The sequence below is a fragment of the Micromonospora sp. NPDC007230 genome (genome assembly GCF_042869115.1).
Classification (GTDB): Bacteria; Actinomycetota; Actinomycetes; order Mycobacteriales; family Micromonosporaceae; genus Micromonospora.
This window is the reverse complement of sequence record NZ_JBIAFE010000013.1, coordinates 40,892-59,731: the sequence shown is the minus strand read 5'-3', so window position 1 is coordinate 59,731 and position 18,840 is coordinate 40,892. Positions and strand designations below refer to the sequence as shown.

The window sequence follows — 18,840 nt, the reverse complement described above, 5'->3', positions numbered from 1 at the left end:
ACAGTAGACGTTTCTACCAAGCTTGGACATGTTCCATCACAGCCCCACACCCACGAGAACCTGATGGAGGACGTATGCGCTTGCGCACTCGCACGGCCGTTGCCGCGGCCGGCATGGCGCTCGCCCTGCTGGCGAGCGGCTGCGGCGCCGACGACGGCGACGGCGGAGCCGGCAGCAAGAAGGTCGAGGTCTTCACCTGGTGGGCCGACGGCGGCGAGAAGGCCGGCCTCGACGGCTTGGTCGCCCAGTTCAAGACCGACTGCGCGCAGTACGAGTTCGTCAACGGCGCGGTCGCGGGCGGTGCGGGGTCCAACGCCAAGCAGGTCCTGGCCTCACGGCTGCAACAGAACGACCCGCCGGACACCTTCCAGGCCCATGCCGGCGCCGAGTTGACCGACTACATCAAGGCCGGTCAGATCGAGGACCTCAGCGCGGAGTACAAGGAGTGGGGGCTGGACTCGGCATTCCCCAAGGGACTCGTCGACAGCCTGACCGTCGACGGCAAGATCTACTCGGTGCCGGCCAACATCCACCGTGCCAACGTGCTGTGGGGAAACAAGACCGTGCTGGCTCAGGCCGGCATCACCGCCCCGGCGACGACGCTGCCGGAGTTCTTCTCCCAGCTCGACACGCTCAAGGCCAAGGGGATTGCGGCGCCGCTCGCGCTCGGCAAGGACTGGACGCAGCAGATGCTCTTCGAGGCGGTGCTGATCTCGAAGCTGGGGCCGGAGAAGTTCAGCGGCCTCTGGACCGGCCAGACCGACTGGGCCGGCGCGGACATCACCGACGCGATCAATGACTACAAGAAGCTGCTGTCGTACAGCAACAAGGACCGCGACACCTTCGACTGGACCGACGCCGAGAAGCTCGTCATGGAGGGCAAGGCCGCCTACCAGCTCATGGGCGACTGGGAGGCCGCCGACCTCGACGCCAAGGGCTTCAAGGACTACAACTACTCGGTCTTCCCGGGCAACGGCGACGCCTACCAATGGCTGGCCGACTCGTTCGTGCTGCCCAAGAACGCGAAGAACCCCGAGGGCACCAAGTGCTGGCTGAAGACGCTGGGCAGCGCCGCTGGACAGAAGGCCTTCAACACCAAGAAGGGCTCGATCCCGGCCCGCACCGACGCCAACGCCACGGACTACCCCGCCTACCAGCAGGCCGCGATCGCCGACTGGGCCAAGGGCAAGCCCGTCCCGTCCTGCCCGCACGGCTCGGCCTGCTCGCAGGGCTGGCAGGGCGCGGTGGCCTCGGCGCAGGGCAAGTTCTCCAGCGACGGTGACGTCGCGGCGCTGCAGAGTGCCCTCGTCGCCGCTGCGAAGCAGTACGCGAGCAAGTAGAACCGACGGCGGCGTTGGGACAGGTCCCCCGACCTGTCCCGACGCGTCGTCCATGATGGAGGACCGGTGACCACGAGAACCGCCACGCCGACGCCGCCGCGGACCCGACCGAGACCGAGCCCGGGAGCACGGCGGGCCCGACTGCGCCGTTGGTTGCCGGGTCTGCTGCTGGTCTCCCCGTCGCTGATCGTGCTGGCCGTCTTCGTCTACGGGCTGATCGGCTGGACCGTGAAGCTGTCACTGTCCGACGAGCACGACGCCCTGGGCAACAAGGGCTTCGTCGGCTTGTCGAACTTCCTCGCCCTGTTCACCGAGGACATCAACGGCCGCTTCACCCACTCGCTGAAGAACCTGCTGATCTTCACCGTCGTGTTCATTGTCGGGGCCCTGCTGATGGGCGTGCTGTGGGCGTTCCTGCTGGAGCGGGGCGTGCGGGGCGAAGGTTTCTTCCGCGCCGTGTATCTGTTTCCGATGGCGGTGTCGTTCGTCGCGTCCGGCGTGGTGTGGCGCTGGCTGATGAACTCCGGCACGGGCGACCAGGCCGGTGGCCTCAACCGGATCTTCCACGACCTGCACCTGGGCTTCCTGGAGAACCCGTGGTGGACCGACCCCGACTGGGGCATGGCGGCCATGGCGCTGCCGGCGATCTGGCAGCTGTCGGGCTACGTGATGGCGCTGTTCCTGTCCGGGTTCCGCGGCATCCCGGCCGACCTGCGCGAAGCGGCGGCGATGGACGGGGCGAGCACCTACCAGTTGTACCGGCACGTGATCTTCCCGCAGCTGACGCCGACCGCCCTGTCCGCCATGATCATCCTCGGGCACATGTCGATGAAGATGTTCGACCTCATCATGTCGGTCTCGGGCGCCCAGTGGATCACCGAGGTCCCCGCGGTCTACGTCTGGCAGACGCTGCTCACCAGCGACTACGCCAAGGCCGCCGCGATCTCGATCATCCTTCTGCTGCTCGTCGCCGTGGTGATCGTGCCCTACCTCGTCTACAACAACCGGGTGGAGCGTCGTTCATGAGCGCCAGCACCGTCACGCCCGCGCCGGAGGCGTCGATCAGCAAGCCGCTGGCCCGCAGGCCACGCGGCGGAATCAACCGGCGCTCACCGGTGGGCCGCGCCGCGACGTATGCGCTCCTGGTCATCTTCCTGGTCATCGTCCTGATGCCCGCCTACGTACTGCTGGTCACCAGCCTCAAGTCGGGGCGGGAGATCGGCGTCAACGGCCAGTGGAACCTGCCGACGGAGTGGACGTTCGGGTCCTGGGAGAAGGCGTGGACCGCGCTGCGGCCGTCGTTCATCCGGACCTTCGAGCTGGCGGTCCCGGTGGCGCTCATCTCCTCGGCGCTCGGCGCGGCCAACGGCTTCGTGCTGTCGCGGTGGCGGTTCCCGGGTGCCGACGTGGTGTTCACGCTCATCCTGTTCGGCATGTTCATTCCCTACCAGGCGGTCATGATCCCGCTGCGTCAGATCGTGCACGAGATCGGACTCCCGCCCGGCATCCCGACGCTGGTGTTCGTCCACTGCGTGTACGGCATCCCGATCTGCACGCTGATCTTCCGCAACTACTACGCCACCACCGTGCCGGTCGAGCTCATCGAGGCGAGCCGGGTCGACGGGGCCGGGATGCTGCGCACGTTCGCCTCGGTGATCCTGCCGCTGTCCGCGCCCGGCTTCGTGGTGACCATCATCTGGCAGTTCACCTCGGCCTGGAACGACTACCTGTTCGCCATCTTCATGTCGAACACCCGCAACGGACCCATCACCATCGCGCTGAACGCGCTGGCCGGCGCTCAGTCCCCGGACTACGCGGCCTCGATGGCAGGGGCGCTCATCACGTCGCTGCCGACCCTGCTTGTGTACATCGTGCTGGGCCGCTGGTTCATCGGCGGGCTGATGGCAGGCTCGGTCAAGAGCTGAGCCCACCCGTCTACAAGATGACTCAGTGTCCGCGGCCGTTAGGGTCGCGGAATGGGCCCGGGCAGTGAGCATGACGTGGAGCAACCCCTGGCCGGCGGGCGCTTGACGGCTGGTGTGGTCCGGGTTGGCGACACGGTGCGCCGTCCCGCCTCGCCTGCGTCGCCCTGAACAACACGGTTTTCCGCGACGGCCAGCCGGTCGCGTGGATCGACTTCGACTTCGCGGCGCCTGGCCAGCCGTTGGAGGACGTGGGATACATGGCGTGGGCGTGGTGCATCTCGTCGCGGCCCGACCGGGGGCCCGCGATAGAACAGGCCCGCCAGGTGCGGACCCTGGCAGACGCCTACGGCCTAGATCCGACCGACTGTGGCCGTCTGCCGGCCGCCATCTGCGGGCGGTTGCGCCGCAATGAGGCATTCTGGCGAGACATCCTCGAGGACGGAGCGGCCTCGAACCCGCGCGCACGCTCTGCCGAAGTGCTCGCCTGGACCCAACGCGAACTCGCCTACTTCGAGGCCAACCAGGAGACGTTCGCCGCCGCACTGACCTGCGCATGACAGCGCTCTCGGCACCGGCGAGGGCACGACATCCTGGCGTGGCCTTCGCGGAGCTTTCAACGGGTTAGGGTCGGCACCCGGTCGATACCGTGGTCGCGGCGGCGGCCAGCAGCTTCCTGAGCCGGGTATGCGGAAACCGCTCCTCGGCCTCCGTTGGCGGTGTTACCCGGGTGCTGTAGAAGTCGGCGTCGTGGTCGTCGTCTTGCTCAGCCCACCGGTTGCCTGCCTCGTCGCGGTGCCACACCACCTGTTGGCCGCGGAAGTCGGCGCGTTCGAGCCAGTCGGCGCCACTGGGCCAGTAGCCGTCCCAGCCCCGGGGCCGCAGCGCGCCGTACGCCGCGTCCACGCTGGCAACGGCGGCGTCCACGTCGTCGTCCTCGAAGACTGCGGCGAACCGGCAGAGCAAGGCGATCGGCGCACCGGGGTGCGACAGCAGTGGATCCCGCACGGCGACTGCCCTGCAGATCAGGTCGACCTCCGACCAGCGCAGCGCGTACGGGTGCCAGTGCGCCAGGTCGTCCCACCCCAGCTCGGCAGGCTCGGCGAAACCCGGTCCGGTGATGCCCAGCTCGTACGAGCCGAGCCGGGTGTCGACGTCGAGCAGGACGAGATGGCCGCCACCGACGTCGAAGGTGACGTTGAGCGCGCTGTCCCGCTCGTCATCTTCATCGTCATCTTCGTCGAGCAGCTCCGCTAGGACGCCGAGCCGATCGGCGCCGGGGCCGTCCTCCGCCGCGAAGGTGTACCGCGCCCAGAATGCCGGATCGTGCAACGACTCGCGCAGGGGTACTGGAATGCCCATTGCACGATCATCGCCTGCCGACACGGCACTCCCTCAGGCAGGGCCGGCTGCCGTCGGCGACCGGGGCCTGCCTCCTGAGGCTGCTTGACCTCCAATCCACCTGACGTTTGCCATGATCGTCTGGAACGCCGGCCCGACCGAAGGGACAGCAACGATGGCTCGCACGCTCTTGTACCTGGTTCGTCACGGCGAGCAGGACCCAACGCTCGGCCATACGGCAGAAGGCGGCCTCTCCGAACTTGGCCGCCATCAGGCAGATCGGCTCGGCCGACGGCTGAAGGGCATCCCGTTCTCGGCGATCCACCACAGCCAGCTTCCCCGGGCGGTCCAGACCGCGGACGTGATCGCCGACTACCTGCCAGACGTCCCACGGCACGGCTGCGACTTCGCCATGGATCGAACGCCGGTGCCCTCCGTCGAACACCGCAGCGAGTACCCCGAACGCTTTCTCCCCTGGCTGGACCGGGTGCCGAGCGAGGAGCGCGACGAGGACGCTGCCGGATTGCAGGCCGCCGTCGAGCACTTCGGTACCGCCGACGGCGAGGACCGGCAGGAGCTCGTGATCACGCACAACTTCGTGATCGGCTGGTTCGTCCGGCACGTCCTCGACGCTCCGACCTGGCGGTGGATGGGCCTCAACCAGGAGAACTGCGGGCTGACCATCGTGCAGTGGGACACCGACCGACCGTCGACCCTGGTCTGCTTCAACGACACCGGGCACCTCTGATCCGATCCCGCCGGGCCAGCGCGCACGGTTCGGCGGGTGGCTGATTGCTGGCGGTGTGCACTGCAACAAGCAGGCGCCCCGTCCGCTCGCCCTGGGCCAGCGCGGCCCAGGACATATACCCCCGTCTTCGCGTGGGACCACCTCCGGCAACATGCAAGTCTTCCGATCCGTTGACCAAACAGCTAACTTCCTTCCATCGATTGGTTGAGTAGCTGATCAGCCGGTCGGTGCTCCAGAGGGGACCGGAAGGGGAGGAAGCAGATGGCAGATTCCGCATGCGCCAGGAGGTTTCTGGCAGTCGGATTCGCTGCGGTGGTCACGACCGCCGCGATCGGCGTTGGCACTGCGGCAAGCGCCGCTCCAGCGGAAGGCACGGTCAGGGCTGCGGCCGGTGCGTCGGTAGCGGGTAGCTACATCGTGGTGCTGAAAGATGGCGCGGGTGACCAGGCGAGCGCCGTCGCCGGTAAGCACGGCGCGTCCGTGACCCACCAGTACCACAGCGTGCTGAACGGCTTTTCCGGCCGCATGTCGGAGCGGCAGGCACGCCGGCTCGCCGCCGACCCGCGGGTGGCATACGTGCAGCAGGACGGCGTCTTCACCAGCACCGCGACGCAGACCAGCCCGCCGTCGTGGGGTCTGGACCGCATCGACCAGCGCAACCGGCCGTTGAGCGGCTCCTACACCTACAACACCACGGCGACCAACGTGAAGGTGTACATCATCGACACCGGTATCCGGATCTCCCACACCGACTTCGGCGGCCGGGCGGCCTGGGGTACGAACACGACCGGGGACGGCAACAACACCGACTGCAACGGGCACGGCACGCACGTCGCCGGTACGGTCGGCGGCGCATCCTACGGCGTGGCCAAGGGCGTCAGCCTCATCGCCGTCAAGGTGCTCAACTGCTCGGGCAGTGGAAGCACCTCCGGTGTGGTGGCGGGTATCGACTGGGTGACCGCACAGAAGAACAGCAACCCGAGCCAGCCGATGGTCGCGAACATGTCTCTCGGCGGCGGTGCGGACACCACGCTGGACAACGCCGTCAGGAGGTCGATCGCGGCCGGTGTGACGTACGCGATCGCGGCCGGTAACGGCAACTTCCTCGGCCTGCCGCAGAACGCCTGCAATTCCTCCCCGGCCCGGGTCCTGGAGGCGGTGACGGTCTCGGCGACCGACAGCACCGACAAGAAGGCGTCGTGGGCGAACTACGGCACCTGCGTCGACCTGTTCGCGCCGGGTGTGGACATCGCGTCGTCCTGGAACTCCGGCGACAGCGGCACCAACACGATCAGCGGCACCTCGATGGCAACGCCGCATGTGGCGGGCGCGGCGGCGCTCTACCTGGCCAACAACCCGTCGGCGTCACCGGCGACGGTGGCATCGGCAATCAACAGCAACGCCACGACCGGTGTGGTGTCGTCGCCGGGCAGCGGTACCCCCAACCGACTGCTCTACACGCTCAACTTCTGATCCAGCAGAGGAAGCGGCCCCGGCGACCGGTGATGGTCGCCGGGGCCGCTTCGTACGGATGATCAGCGCAGCTCGTACGCCCGGATGACGGTCTGGTCGAAGGTGTTGCCCATCGCGTCCGAGCCCGAGGCCTTGAGCGACACGAAGCCCGCCTTCGGGTGCGGCACCGACACCTGCCACGACCCGCCGTGGTTCAGCACCGGCGCCTTCGTCCAGGTTTTCCCGTCGTCGTACGACACCTGCACGGCCAGCTTGACCACACGTCCCGAGCCTTCGGTCTGGGTGATCGTCGCCGGGTAGACGCCCAGGTTGCCGGCCTTGCCGACGTTGTGGTCGTCAAGCAGCGGCGCGAAGCTGACCGCGGTCAGCGGCAGCGCCTTGAGCCTGTCGGTGTGCGCTGAGCGGAACGTCCAGCTGACCGACACCTTGGTGGTCAGGCGCGTGTCGCGCTCCAGGCTGCCGTCGAAGCGGAACGTCGCCCCGCCCGGCGCCACGTCCTCGGCGAACACGCTCGGAGCCTGGTTGGACTCGGCGATCAGCGTGCCGTTGCGGTAGAGCGCCCCGTGCCCCGAGGTGATCCTCCCGAAGCCGGCGCGTCCCTGGCCGTCGCCGAGCAGCGTGGGTGAGATGAACATGACGTCGCCCTCACGCAGCGCCGGCACGGCGCCGGGGAAGAACGGCGCCACGCTCGGCCCGAACACACCCTTGTTCCACTGCTCCTGATAGGTGACCCCCGCGCGGTACGTGGCCAGCGCGCCCTGGTCGGTCAGCAGTTCCGGCCAATCCTCACCCTCGGCCGGCAGCTCCACGATCAACTCGTTCTGCCATGGCGCGTCACCCGCGTAGAGCTCCGTGCGAGTGAACGGGAGCGGGGTGGGCCAGCCGGTCGCCCAGCCGCCGCTGCCGCCCGGTGGGGCGAGGAAGGACAGCTTCACGCCGTTGGTGCCCGCCGCCGCCGCCGCGTACGAGGCCTTCACTGTGGCCAGGTCCTGCGGCCGCAGGTGCTTGACCAGCCCGCCGAGCAGGTCGTTCTTGCTGTGCCAGCCGACGTTGTAGACGTACCGCGAACGGGTCGGGTCGCCCTGCTCGTCCACCTCGGCCAGGGTGCCGGTGAGCTGGGAGCTCAGGCCCTTCGCCGGCTTGGGCCCGACCAGTTTGGCGAACATCGAGGTGAAGTCGCTGCCCAAGACCCCGACTTCCAGGCCGAAGTTCGCGCCTTCGACATAGCTCGCGCCGTACGACGTCAGCAGGGGCACCGCCTTCGGGTCGGGCACCGTGACGTCGAAGCCCTTCGCGCCGCGGGCGTCCATCGCCACCGTGTCCGGTCCGCTGACCGAGAGTTTCGGATACACCAGCTGCGAGGTGCTGTAGCTGTCCCCGTTCTGCTCGTTGACCCAGCTGAACGCGAAGTACTCGCCGGGCGGCAGGCGCAGGTCGGCGCTCGCGCCGAAGGTCAGGTACTCCCGGCGGTCGGTCTTGCTCAGGATCACCGTGAACGCGCGTTCGGCCGGGTCGCCGTCACGCTCGGTCGCGGTGACCTTCACCGGGTGCTTGAGCTCCTCGCGTACCACGCCGAAGGGCGTCTGCACCGAGACGCCTGCCGCGGTCGCGGTGACCTGGCCGCCCAGGCCGCCGGTCACGTCGCCGCCCTGGCGGGTGTCGGCGGTGAGCGTCACCGAGGCCTGCCCGCCGGCCGGCACGGTCACCGTGTCGGCGCTGAGTGAGAAGATTCCGGCCGGCGCGGCGGTGGTCAGCGCGAGCTGCAGGGTCACCGCGGAGTTGCCGCCGTTGTGGTAGGTGACGACGCTGCTGCGCACGTCGTCGTCGGCGTGCGGCCACTCCTGCAACCCGAACGTCACCGACGTCGGCGTGGTCGTGACCTGTTGGGTGATCGCTCGAGCCACGTCCACCCGACCCGCTCCCTGCGCGAACACGCCGACGCCGCTGGCCGGCTTGGCGGAGGCCATGAGCGCCGCCTTGAGCTGGGCGGGGGTCCACTGCGGGTGCGCCTGGCTCAGCAGCGCGGCCGCGCCCGCGACGTGCGGGGTGGCCATCGAGGTGCCGTCCAGCGGCATGTAGAGCTGACCCGGTTCGCCGAGGAAGCCGTCCTTGCTGCGCGCTGCGACGATGTCGACGCCGGGCGCGGCGATCTCGGGCTTGACGGCCCAGCCGTCGGCGCTGGGGCCCCGGCTGGAGAACTCGGCGAGTTCGTCGGACTTGGTGAAGGCCGCGACGGCCAGCGCCGCCTCGGCGGTGGCCGGGGAGCCCACGGTGTCGTCCGCGCCGTCGTTGCCCGCCGCGATGACGAACAGCGTGCCGTGCTGCGCGGTCAGGCTGTTGACGGCCTGCTCGAGCGGGTCGACCTCGGGGGTGTTCGGTCCGCCGAGGCTCATGTTGACCACGTCCGCCCCGGACTCGGCGGCCCACTGCATGCCGGCCACGATCCATGACTCCAGGCAGCCGAACTCGACGCAGACCTTGCCGTCGAGCAGGGACGCGCCGGGAGCGGCGCCCTTGTACTTCCCGCCGGAGCCGGCGCCGCTGCCCGCGATGGTGGACGCGACGTGGGTGCCGTGGCCGACGTGGTCGCGGTCGTCCTCCTCGCCCTCGGTGAAGTTCTGCCGTGCGGAGATCTTCCCGGCCAGGTCAGGGTGCGCGGTGTCGATGCCAGTGTCGAGTACGGCGACGCGGACGCCGGTGCCGTCGAAGCCGGCGGACCAGGCCGCGGGCGCGCCGATCAGCGGGACGCTCTGGTCCAGCGCGGGTTTGCGTACGGCGTCGAGCCAGATCTTGCCCCTGGTCAGGCCGGTGCGGGTCGCCTGCCAGCGGTCGGCGAGCGACGCGATGGGCGTCTCGGCGGTGAAGCCCTGCACCGCGGGAAGTCGCCGCTGGGCGGACAGGCCGGGTGCCGTGGTGGCGCCGGAGACGATCAGGCGCAGCGACGACGGGCTTGTGGCCTGCGCTGCGAGCAGTTCGGTCAGGTCGAACAGCCGCTGGTCGAGCCGGTCTGCCCGGAGCAGCGGCACGGCGTCGGACGGGATGAGGTACTGGTGTCCCCCGGTCCGGTAGCTGTGGAACGTGACGCCCTTTCGCGGCGTGGCGCTGACGCGGCCGTTGCCGAGCACGGTCACCCGGTCACCGCTGATCAGCGTCACGGTCCGAGCCTCTCCCGTGGCCGGCGCGGACTTGGCCGCTTGAGGTGCGGCCGCCTGCTTGGCGCCCGCGGTGCCGGGCGCGCCCGCCAGCAACGCAGCGACGATCCCCCCGGCCAGCAATGCTCTTGTGCTTCTGCTGGAACGCATAGGCCTCCCCGTTCATTCGAGCAGTCCGCCTTGACTGTCGCTTGTAGAGACGCTCGGGCCGGGTCGATAAGTTGCTGAACCAGGTGAGCAATTTGGAAGGTGCCTGACAGGCCGCCGAATGCTAGGGGTGCGGGGGGCGCGGCATGGCTCTCCGCCGGCCCATCCACCGGTCACTGCGACGCGCATCTCGAGCCACGACGTGCCGCTGCCGGAACCGATCCGACCCCGGGGCCAGCACCGGCTGGTCGCTGGCGCGGCGGGTGACGTCGGCCGCGTTCGGCCAGGCGAGGGCCCGGGTCGAGAGCCGGCAGCGGAGCGGCGCCACGATGCGTCGGTCGCGTTCGGCATCCACAGGCGACAATTCGCATTTGTCGCCGGCGCGGCCGATCGAGCATCCACATAGCAGCGGTCCGACGAGCGGCCGGCCGCGCATCTTTGTGAATGCATGGTTGACGTGTCGGACCCGAAGGGCAATCATATTGGTCACTGGATCTGCGACCCGGTCAATGTCGGATCCGGCGGCTTCCTGGTCCTCGACGGGATTGCGTCTCCGACCGCGACCACCCGGCTCGTCCCGCCCCTGACGCGGCGGGCAGATCCGGTCACGCGAATCGGAAAGCCGCCGCTGCCCCGAGGAGCCGCTGGTGAACGGGAACAACGAAGCTCCCGCGCCGACCCGGCCGATGCCGGCGTCACACAGCGCCGAACCAGGCAGACAGCTCGCCCTCCACGGCGGCAGCCCGGTCCGTCACACCGCCTGGCCCACGTACGACAAGGGCGCTGTCTTCGTCCACCCGGAGGATGAGGAAGCCGCTTTTCGTGCCGTCCGAAGTCATCTCTACTTCCGATACGACCATCGCCCGCAGAACGAAACCGAATGCGGCCGGTTCGAGGACGAGTTGTGCCGCTATTTCGGCACCCGACACGCTCTCGCGGTTTCGAGCGGCACCGCTGCCCTGGCGCTGGCCATCATGGGCGCGACGGTGCCGAACGGATCATTGGTCGCCTGCCCGGGATTCACTTTCGTCGCCACGCCCAGCGCGATTGTGCTGGCCGGCTGCCGGCCGTTTCTGGTCGAGGTCGACGAGGACCTGCGGATGGATCTCGATGACCTGCGCCGGCGGTGGCGGCCGGAGATCCGGGCCATCGTGGCGGTACACATGCGCGGCTTCGCCGCAGACGTCGAGGCTCTCGCGGCCTTCGCCGCCGAGATGGGGGTGCCGCTGATCGAGGACGCCGTTCCGGCGCTCGGGGCGGAACTCAACGGCCGCAAGCTCGGCACGTTCGGCGCCGCCGGAGCCTTCAGCACCCAGTCCGACAAGGCGCTCAACTGCGGCGAGGGTGGGTTCCTGGTCACCGACGACAGCACTCTGTTCGCCCGCGCGGTCGCCCTGTCCGGGGCGTACGAGGGGCGCCTGCGGCGGCATTTCCCGGACGCCGAACCGCCGCTCACCGGCCTCGACCTGCCCCTGCTCAGCATGCGGATGGACGAGATCCGGGCCGCCCTGCTCCGCGCCGAACTGGCCAGGCTGCCCCAACGGCTGGCCCTGTTCCACCGCAACTACGCCCACGTCGCCACTGCCCTGGCCGACCTGGCCGGCATCGCGGTCCGCCGGCCGGTCGCGCCCGGCGCGTACCTTGGCGAGGCGTTCGTGTTCCGGGTGCCCGGCGGCGACGCGGGTTGGTTCGCCCGCGCGCTGCGGGCGGAGGGCGTCGGCGCCCGCAACATCGGCGCCGACGACGACCTCAACGTCCGCGCCTTCTGGAACTGGCGCTTCCTGTACGGCGGCGCCGACCCGGCCGATGTCCGGGCGCTGCTGCCATGCACCGCCCGGCTGCTGGCGGAGACCGTTGACGTGCCGCTGTCCTCCAACCTCACTCTCGACGACTGCGACGACCTGGTGCGGGCGGTCCGCAAGGTGGCCGCCGCCCGCGACGCCGCGCCGGCCCGGCCGCTACGCCCATGACCGCCGCAGACACGCGGGAGGGCCGCCTGCCCCGGCTGGCCCTGGTCGGCATCTTCGGGGGGCTGTTCGCCGGCTACCTCGGGCTGACCGCGGTGATCCCGGTGCTCCCCGACTTCCTGCGCGAGCGCCACCAGGCCGGTGATCTCGTCGTCGGGCTGGTCGTCACCGGCACCGCGGTGACCGCGCTGCTGGTGCGTCCGGTTGCCGGGGCGTTCGCCGACCGGTTCGGGCACCGCACCGTGATGCTGGTCGGAGCGCTCGTGCTGGCCGCCGGCGGCCTGCTCTACCTGGCACCGCTCAACGTGCCGGCACTGGTGACGGTCCGGTTGCTGCTCGGTGCCGGCGAGGCCGCGCTGTTCACCGCGGGAGCGGTGTGGACCGTCTCCCTCGCCCCGCACAGCCGGCGCGGACAGCTCATCGGCCTGTACGGGGTGAGCATGTGGGGCGGCATCGCGGCCGGCACCTTCCTCGGCGCCAGCGTGCAGCCGGCCGGCTATCCGGCGGTGTGGGCGCTCAGCGCCGCCGCGCCACTGCTCGCCGCCGGGCTGGTCGCCCTGGCGCCGGCGCCGCGGACCGCTCCGACGGGCGGGAGCGGCGGGCTGCTCGTGCGACCGGCGCTGCTGCCCGGCGTCGCGCTCACCTTCGGCGCCGCCGGATACGCCGGCCTGGCCGCGTTCGTGGTGCTGCATCTGCAGTCCCGGGGCGTCGGGCACGGCGTGGTGGTGCTGAGCTGTTTCAGCGCCGTCTACGCCGGCACCCGTCTGGTCATCGGCCACCTGCCCGACCGGCTCGGCCCCCGGCGGGTGGCCGCGTGGTGCGGCGTCGGCGAGGCGGCCGGCCTGCTGGTCATCGCGGTTGCGCCGAACCTGCCCGTCGCCGTGGCCGGCGGCGTCGTCATGGGCGTCGGGTTCTCCCTGCTGCACCCGTCGCTGGCGCTGATGGTGCTCAACCGGACGGACCCGGCCCGGCAGGGCGCCGCGATCGGGGCGTACACGTCCTTCTGGGACCTCGGCCTGGCGGTGTGGGGTCCGTTGACCGGCCTGGTCGCCGCCGGGCTCGGTTATCCGGCGGTCTTCGCCGCCGGGGCGGCGTGTGCCGCGGTGGCGGCGGTGATGGCGGTACGGATCGGCCGCCCGGCCCCGGCGCCAACAGCGGAGGTGGTCGCATGAACGAGTCGCTGACCGTGCTCAGCATCACCGGATGGTGCCGCAACGGCAGCACCATCATCGGCAACGTCCTGGGCGAGGTGCCCGGCTTCCTGCACGTCGGCGAACTGCACTTTCTGTGGAAGAACGCCACCGGCCGGGGGGTGAACGACCGCTGCGGCTGCGGTGGCCGACTGACCGACTGTCCGCTGTGGTCCGAGATCCTGCCGATCGGCATGCCCGCCGGCGGCTCGCTGGAGGCGCACGCCGCCGAGGTCATCCGGCGGCAGCGCACCCGGGTCCGCACCCGGCACACCTGGCGGCTGCTGCGCCGGGGCGCGTACGACGAGCCGACCCGGACGCACGCGGCACTGATGAGCAGGGTCTACCGGGCGGTCGCCGAGCGGACCGGCGCGCACGTCATCGTGGACAGCACCAAGATCCCCGGCGAGGCGGCGTTGCTGCCGCACGTCCCCGGGATCACCACGTACTACCTGCACCTGGTACGCGACCCCCGCGCGGTGGCGCACTCGTGGCGCGAGCCGAAAGAGTACGTCTACGCCATGTCGGCCGCGCGCAGCACCGCGTACTGGCACGGGTTCAACCTGGCCTCGGCGGCGATCACCCGCCGGCACCCGCAGCGGTCGATGTTCCTGCGGTACGAGGAGTTCATCGCCGACCCGGCCGCCACCGTCGACGCGCTGCTCCGGCTGGTCGGGGCCGACCCGGCCGGCAACCCGGTCCGCGACCGCACCGTCGAGCTGCACGGCAACCACACGGTGACCGGCAACCCGGACCGGTTCCGCACCGGCCCCACCACCGTGCGGGACGCCGACGACGCGTGGCGGCGGACGCTGACCCGCGGCCAACGGCTGGCGGTGACCGCGCTGGCCTGGCCGCTGTTCACCCGGTACGGCTACCAGGCCGGCGGGACGGGCCGCAGGCCCCGGCACGCCGGCGGGGTGTCATCGGCGGCCGACGCGACGGAGAGGTGACCGACATGGATCTCGGGCTGACGGGACGGGTGGCCCTCGTCGCCGGCGGCACCAGCGGCATCGGGCTGGCGTGCGCCAGGGAGTTCGCCGCCGAGGGCGCGCACGTGGCCGTCTGCGGCCGCGACCCGGACCGGCTCGCCGCCGCCGAACGGGAACTGGCCGCGATCGCCACCGGGCGGGTCAGCGCCAGCCGGGTGGACCTGACCGACGCCGACGCCGCCACGCACTGGGTCGACCAGGTCGCCGCGGACCTCGGCGGCCTGCACGTGCTGCTGGTCAGCGGCGGCAGCCCGCCGATCGGCACCGCCACCGCGTTCGAGGCGGCGGACTACCGCGACGCCGTCGACCGGGTGCTACTGCCCGCGGTCCGGGTCTCGCTGGCCGCGCTGCCACACATGCGCGCCGCCGGCTGGGGTCGGCTGCTGCTCGTCGCCTCGGAGACCGCCTGCGTGCCGATCGGTCCGCTGACGCTGTCCGGGGTGACCCGGGCGGCGCTGGTGCGGTTCGCCCAGGGCCTCGCCGTCGACGTCGGCCGCAGCGGGGTCACCGTCAACGTGCTCGCCCCCGGCGGGGTGCGCACGCCGCCGATGGAACGCGCGGCGGCTTGGCTGGCCGGTGACGGCGGCGACGTCGAGGCCCGGCTGCGTGCGATGGGGCACCACAGCGCGCTGGGCCGGCTGGCCCACCCCGAGGAGGTGGCGGCGCTGGCCGCCTTCCTGGCCAGCGAACGGGCGTCCTACGTGACCGCCGGGGTGCACCTGATCGACGGCGGCGCCGCCGCCACCGGTCCCGAGCTGCCCCACCTGACCGGGGTCCGCAGGGACACCTACGCCTGACCCGCCGCAGCAAGGAGTGCCCATGTCCACGACCAGCCGGTTCACCGAGCGGGACGTCTCCGAGTTCTTCGACCAGACCACGCAGACGTACCTCAGCTTCTGGGACAGCGAGGGCGTCCTGCACACCGGCTACTTCGCCGACGACGCCGACTCCGACTACGCGGCGGCCGCCGACCGGACCTCCGACATCCTCGCCGCCGACGCCGGCATCGACGCCGCGGCGAACGTGCTCGACGTCGGCTGCGGCTGCGGGAACTTCCTGCTGCGCCTGGCCGAGCGGACCGGATGCCGCGGTGCGGGCCTGGACCTGAGCATCGAGCGGGTCCGCTTCGCCCAGGGCAAGCTCGCCGAGCGGGGCGACGGGCTGCCCGTCGCGTTCCGGCACGGCTCGGCCACCGCCCTGCCGTACGCCGACGGGGCCTTCACCCACGTGGTCAGCCAGGACGCGCTGTTCCTGGTGCCGGACAAGCCGCGCAGCCACGCCGAGATGTTCCGGGTGCTCGCTCCGGGCGGGGTGCTGGCCATCGCCGACTTCCTGCAACCGAAGCCGGAGATCGGCGAGGCGGCCCGGCGGCACGTCTACGACCGGGTGCGCTGGAACAGCGGCTACTCGCTGGACGGCTACCGGGAGGCGCTGCAGCGGGCCGGCTTCGTCGACGTGGTCGCGCGCAGCCTCGACCACCACATCCGACAGACGTACCAGGTGCTGGGCCGGACCGCACGGGAGCGGGCCGCCGCAACCGACGACCAGGCGGCGCGGACCTGGATCCGCAACTTCGCGGAATCCTGCGACGAGATCCAGGCCGCGATCGACCGGGACGAGTTCGGCTGGGGCATGTTCGTCGCCCGCAAGCCGGCCTGACGGGAGGGAAGCCGGATTATGCAACGCACCGACACGATCAAGCGGACGATCGCCGAGGTCGTCGCCGAACGGAAGACCCAGATGTCGCCCGGCGGGGTGTTCGTCGAGGCGTTCGCCAAGGACGGCTTCGACACCCGCGTCGACTACGACGTCACCATCACCGACTCGCTGACCAGCTCACGGCGCAAGCCCCGCTACCCGTCCCGGAACATGCTCAAGGTGGTGGACCTGTCCCGGGAGCCGCAGGAGCACTACTGGCACGAGAGCCCACCCCGCCCCGGTGACCCCACCGTCGACGGCGCGGACCTGCGCCGCGAGGCGGCCAACCGCTTCCACCGCTCCCCCATCCCCCCGCTGCTCACCACCACCGCCTGGGTGCAGGTGCCCGACACGCTCTGGGACGACCCGGCCAGCTTCGAGCAGTTCATCAACTACCGGCTCGTCGTACGGCTGGCCACCGCCGAGAACCACACCATCCTCCGCGGCGAGGGCGGGCTGCTGAACATGCCGGACATCGGCCGGCTCACCGACCCCGGCCCGTTCGCCTCCACCATCCTGGCCGCCTGCAACGAGGTCGAGCAGATGGGCAGCACCGCCGACGGGCTGATCATCAACCCGGCCGACTACTACCGGCTGCTCGGTTCCGGGAGCCTGCTGCGGGACGTGGAGGACAACGGCGTCTTCGTCGTGCGGACCCGGCTGGTCGACCCGGGCACCGCGATCGTCGGCGACTTCGGCCACGGTGCGCTGCTGTTCGACGCCGGCCGGTCGGTGATCCGGTTCGCCGAGCCGCCGCCCGGCACGTTCGCCGAGCCCGGAGTGGCGCTGTGCGCACAGATCTGGGAGCGGGTCGTGGTCAACCTGCCCACCTGCTTCTTCGTCGTCACCATCTGACGGGCGAGAAGCACGATGACGGCGACGCCCGCCCGGCACGACCCTGACGTCCTGGTCATCGGCGCGGGTGTCGTCGGCCTGTTCTGCGCCTGGTTCCTGCGGGCCGCCGGGCACACCGTCACGGTCGTCGACCGAGGCGAGGTCGGCGATCCGGCGGCCTGCTCGGCCGGGAACACCGGCTTCGTCGGCACCCAGGGCTCTGCGCCGCTGGCCGAGCCGGGCGTACCGGCGAAAGGGCTGCGCTGGCTGCTCGACCCGGAAAGCCCGTTCCACGTCCGGCCGCGCCCGGACGTCGGGCTGCTCGCCTGGCTGTGGCACTTCCGGCGGTACTGCACCGAGCGCCACGCCCGCGCCGGGTTCGAGGTGCTGCTCGCGCTCAAGCAGCGCGGCCTGGCCATCCTCCACGAGGTCTGCGCCGGCGACCTCGCCGACACCCTCACCGCCCGCGGCATGGTGCTGGCCTGCCAGACCGAGCAGGGGTACGCGCAGGCCCGGCGCGGCATCCCCGCGGCGGTCGAGCGCGGGGTGCCGCTGCGCGAACTGGACCGGGCGGAGCTGGCCCGGCTGGAACCCGGGGTGGACTTCGCCATCGCCGGGGCGCTGCTCAACGAGGAGGGCGCCGCACTGCGCATCCCCGCCTTCCTGGTCGGCTTCGCCCGCGCCCTGCGGGAGCGGGGCGTGGAGATCATCACCGGCGCCGAGGTTCGCGGCTTCGAGGTGACCGGGCGGCGGGTACGCGCCGTCCGCACCAGCCAGGGCGACCTGCGCCCGGCCGAGGTGGTGATCGCCGCCGGGGTGTGGTCGCTGGCCTGCGCCCGTACGCTCGGCGTCGGGCTGATGCTGCAACCCGCGAAGGGCTACACCGTCACCGTCGCCGCCGGGCCGGGCACGCCGACCCGGCCCCTGCTGCTCAGCGAGGGCAAGGTGGCGGTGATGCCGCTGGGCGACCGGGTACGCGTCGGCGGCACCCTGGAACTGTCCGGTCTGGACACCTCGGTGTCGCCGCGACGGGTCGACGGGATCCTGCGCACGGTGCGGGCGTATCTGCCGGGGCTGGACACCGATCGGCGGCTGCACGTCTGGAGCGGGCTGCGACCGTGCACCCCGGACAGCCTGCCGCTGATCGGCCGGGCCGGGGCGTACGGCAACGTCAGCGTGGCGACCGGGCACGGGCACATCGGGATGGGCCTCGCCCCCGCCGGCGGCCAACTGCTCGCCCAGCTCATCGGCGGCGTGCCGCCCGACCTGCCGCTGGAGACGTTCGCCTTGGACCGGTTCGGGAGGACGCGATGACCGATGGGCCGGCGATCGGGGTGCTCTGCCTCGACACCAGCTTCGACAAGATCCCCGGCCACATCCGCAACCCGGCCACCTTCGACTTCCCGGTCCACTACCGGGTGGTCCGGGGCGCCACCCCCCGCCGGTTGGTCCGCGAGGCCGACCCGACGCTGCTGGAGCCGTTCCTCCAGGCCGCCCGGGACCTGCAGGCCGCCGGCGTCGTGGGGATCACCGGGGCGTGCGGTTTCCTCGTGCTCTTCCAGGCGGAGCTGGCCGCCGTGGTGGACGTACCGCTGTGGTCCTCCAGCCTGATCCAGCTACCCCTGGTGCACCAGATGATCGGGCCGGACCGCACCGTCGGGCTGCTGGTCGCCGACGAGGCGGCGCTGACACCCCGGCACCTCGCCGCGGTCGGGGCGCGGGAGGTGCCACTCGCGGTCACCGGCATGGCCGGTCAACGCGAGTTCCGCGAGGTGATGCTGGAGGGACGCCGCGACACCCTCGACGTCGACCGGCTGGCCGCCGAGGTGGACGACCAGGTGGACGCCCTTGCCCGGGCCCACCCGGAGCTCGGCGCGCTGGTGATCGAGTGCACGGATCTGGTGCCGTTCGCGCACCGGATCCAGGCCCGGCTCGGGGTGCCGGTCTTCGACATCGTCACCCTCACCCGGATGTTGTACGACAGCCTCACCCGCCGCCCGTTCACCCGCCGCCTCGACCTGGGGCCGCAGCCGTGA

General features: G+C 71.1%; 16 protein-coding genes. 14 read left to right on the top strand and 2 right to left on the bottom strand.

Annotated features, from left to right (window positions below):
* The first annotated feature begins 74 nt into the window (after window positions 1-74).
* The 4 genes from ACFYML_RS19660 to ACFYML_RS19645 all read left to right on the top strand — a co-directional run bounded on the left by ACFYML_RS19660 (window position 75) and on the right by ACFYML_RS19645 (window position 3,822).
* On the top strand, window positions 75-1,340 hold the full coding sequence (locus tag ACFYML_RS19660) for an ABC transporter substrate-binding protein (RefSeq protein WP_387421986.1): 1,266 nt from the start codon (window positions 75-77) through the stop codon (window positions 1,338-1,340).
* A gap of 183 nt (window positions 1,341-1,523) precedes the next feature.
* Window positions 1,524-2,366, top strand: coding sequence for a carbohydrate ABC transporter permease (locus ACFYML_RS19655; RefSeq protein ID WP_387422130.1), 843 nt, complete (start codon window positions 1,524-1,526; stop codon window positions 2,364-2,366).
* Complete coding sequence (locus ACFYML_RS19650) at window positions 2,363-3,265, top strand: carbohydrate ABC transporter permease (protein WP_387421985.1); 903 nt, start codon at window positions 2,363-2,365, stop codon at window positions 3,263-3,265. The genes ACFYML_RS19655 and ACFYML_RS19650 overlap by 4 nt, the downstream gene beginning before the upstream one ends.
* Window positions 3,266-3,429: 164 nt before the next feature.
* Window positions 3,430-3,822, top strand: a complete 393-nt coding sequence (locus ACFYML_RS19645) for a phosphotransferase (RefSeq protein WP_387422129.1) — start codon at window positions 3,430-3,432, stop codon at window positions 3,820-3,822.
* Window positions 3,823-3,886: 64 nt separating this feature from the next.
* On the opposite strand, the gene ACFYML_RS19640 is transcribed toward ACFYML_RS19645, so the two are convergent.
* Window positions 3,887-4,624, bottom strand: coding sequence for a hypothetical protein (locus ACFYML_RS19640; protein ID WP_387421984.1), 738 nt, complete (start codon window positions 4,622-4,624; stop codon window positions 3,887-3,889).
* Window positions 4,625-4,778: 154 nt separating this feature from the next.
* Here ACFYML_RS19640 and ACFYML_RS19635 point away from each other — a divergent pair, with 154 nt between their 5' ends.
* Window positions 4,779-5,351, top strand: coding sequence for a histidine phosphatase family protein (locus tag ACFYML_RS19635; protein ID WP_387421983.1), 573 nt, complete (start codon window positions 4,779-4,781; stop codon window positions 5,349-5,351).
* Window positions 5,352-5,768: 417 nt separating this feature from the next.
* Entirely contained in the window at window positions 5,769-6,824 is a 1,056-nt protein-coding gene (locus ACFYML_RS19630; RefSeq protein WP_387421982.1) for a S8 family peptidase, read from the top strand.
* A gap of 62 nt (window positions 6,825-6,886) precedes the next feature.
* On the opposite strand, the gene ACFYML_RS19625 is transcribed toward ACFYML_RS19630, so the two are convergent.
* A complete protein-coding gene (locus tag ACFYML_RS19625; protein ID WP_387421981.1) occupies window positions 6,887-10,126 on the bottom strand; it encodes a S8 family serine peptidase in 3,240 nt (1,079 codons plus the stop codon).
* A gap of 644 nt (window positions 10,127-10,770) precedes the next feature.
* On the opposite strand from ACFYML_RS19625, the gene ACFYML_RS19620 reads away from it, so the two are divergent.
* From ACFYML_RS19620 to ACFYML_RS19585, 8 genes are read left to right on the top strand one after another with little or no spacing between them, the layout of a single operon-like run.
* A complete protein-coding gene (locus tag ACFYML_RS19620) occupies window positions 10,771-12,093 on the top strand; it encodes a DegT/DnrJ/EryC1/StrS family aminotransferase (RefSeq protein ID WP_387421980.1) in 1,323 nt (440 codons plus the stop codon).
* The gene (locus tag ACFYML_RS19615) at window positions 12,090-13,262 is read left to right on the top strand and encodes an MFS transporter (protein ID WP_387421979.1); all 1,173 of its coding nucleotides are present in this window, start codon (window positions 12,090-12,092) and stop codon (window positions 13,260-13,262) included. The genes ACFYML_RS19620 and ACFYML_RS19615 overlap by 4 nt, the downstream gene beginning before the upstream one ends.
* Complete coding sequence (locus tag ACFYML_RS19610) at window positions 13,259-14,233, top strand: sulfotransferase domain-containing protein (protein WP_387421978.1); 975 nt, start codon at window positions 13,259-13,261, stop codon at window positions 14,231-14,233. Before ACFYML_RS19615 ends, ACFYML_RS19610 begins: the two co-directional genes overlap by 4 nt.
* Window positions 14,234-14,238: 5 nt before the next feature.
* Window positions 14,239-15,069, top strand: coding sequence for an SDR family NAD(P)-dependent oxidoreductase (locus ACFYML_RS19605; protein ID WP_387421977.1), 831 nt, complete (start codon window positions 14,239-14,241; stop codon window positions 15,067-15,069).
* Between the two features lie 22 nt (window positions 15,070-15,091).
* The gene (locus tag ACFYML_RS19600; RefSeq protein WP_387421975.1) at window positions 15,092-15,931 is read left to right on the top strand and encodes a class I SAM-dependent methyltransferase; all 840 of its coding nucleotides are present in this window, start codon (window positions 15,092-15,094) and stop codon (window positions 15,929-15,931) included.
* Window positions 15,932-15,949: 18 nt separating this feature from the next.
* Window positions 15,950-16,825 (top strand): family 3 encapsulin nanocompartment shell protein, encoded by an 876-nt coding sequence (locus ACFYML_RS19595; RefSeq protein WP_387421974.1) that lies wholly within the window; start codon window positions 15,950-15,952, stop codon window positions 16,823-16,825.
* A gap of 15 nt (window positions 16,826-16,840) precedes the next feature.
* The gene (locus tag ACFYML_RS19590) at window positions 16,841-18,118 is read left to right on the top strand and encodes an NAD(P)/FAD-dependent oxidoreductase (RefSeq protein ID WP_387421973.1); all 1,278 of its coding nucleotides are present in this window, start codon (window positions 16,841-16,843) and stop codon (window positions 18,116-18,118) included.
* Complete coding sequence (locus ACFYML_RS19585; protein WP_387421972.1) at window positions 18,115-18,840, top strand: aspartate/glutamate racemase family protein; 726 nt, start codon at window positions 18,115-18,117, stop codon at window positions 18,838-18,840. The genes ACFYML_RS19590 and ACFYML_RS19585 overlap by 4 nt, the downstream gene beginning before the upstream one ends.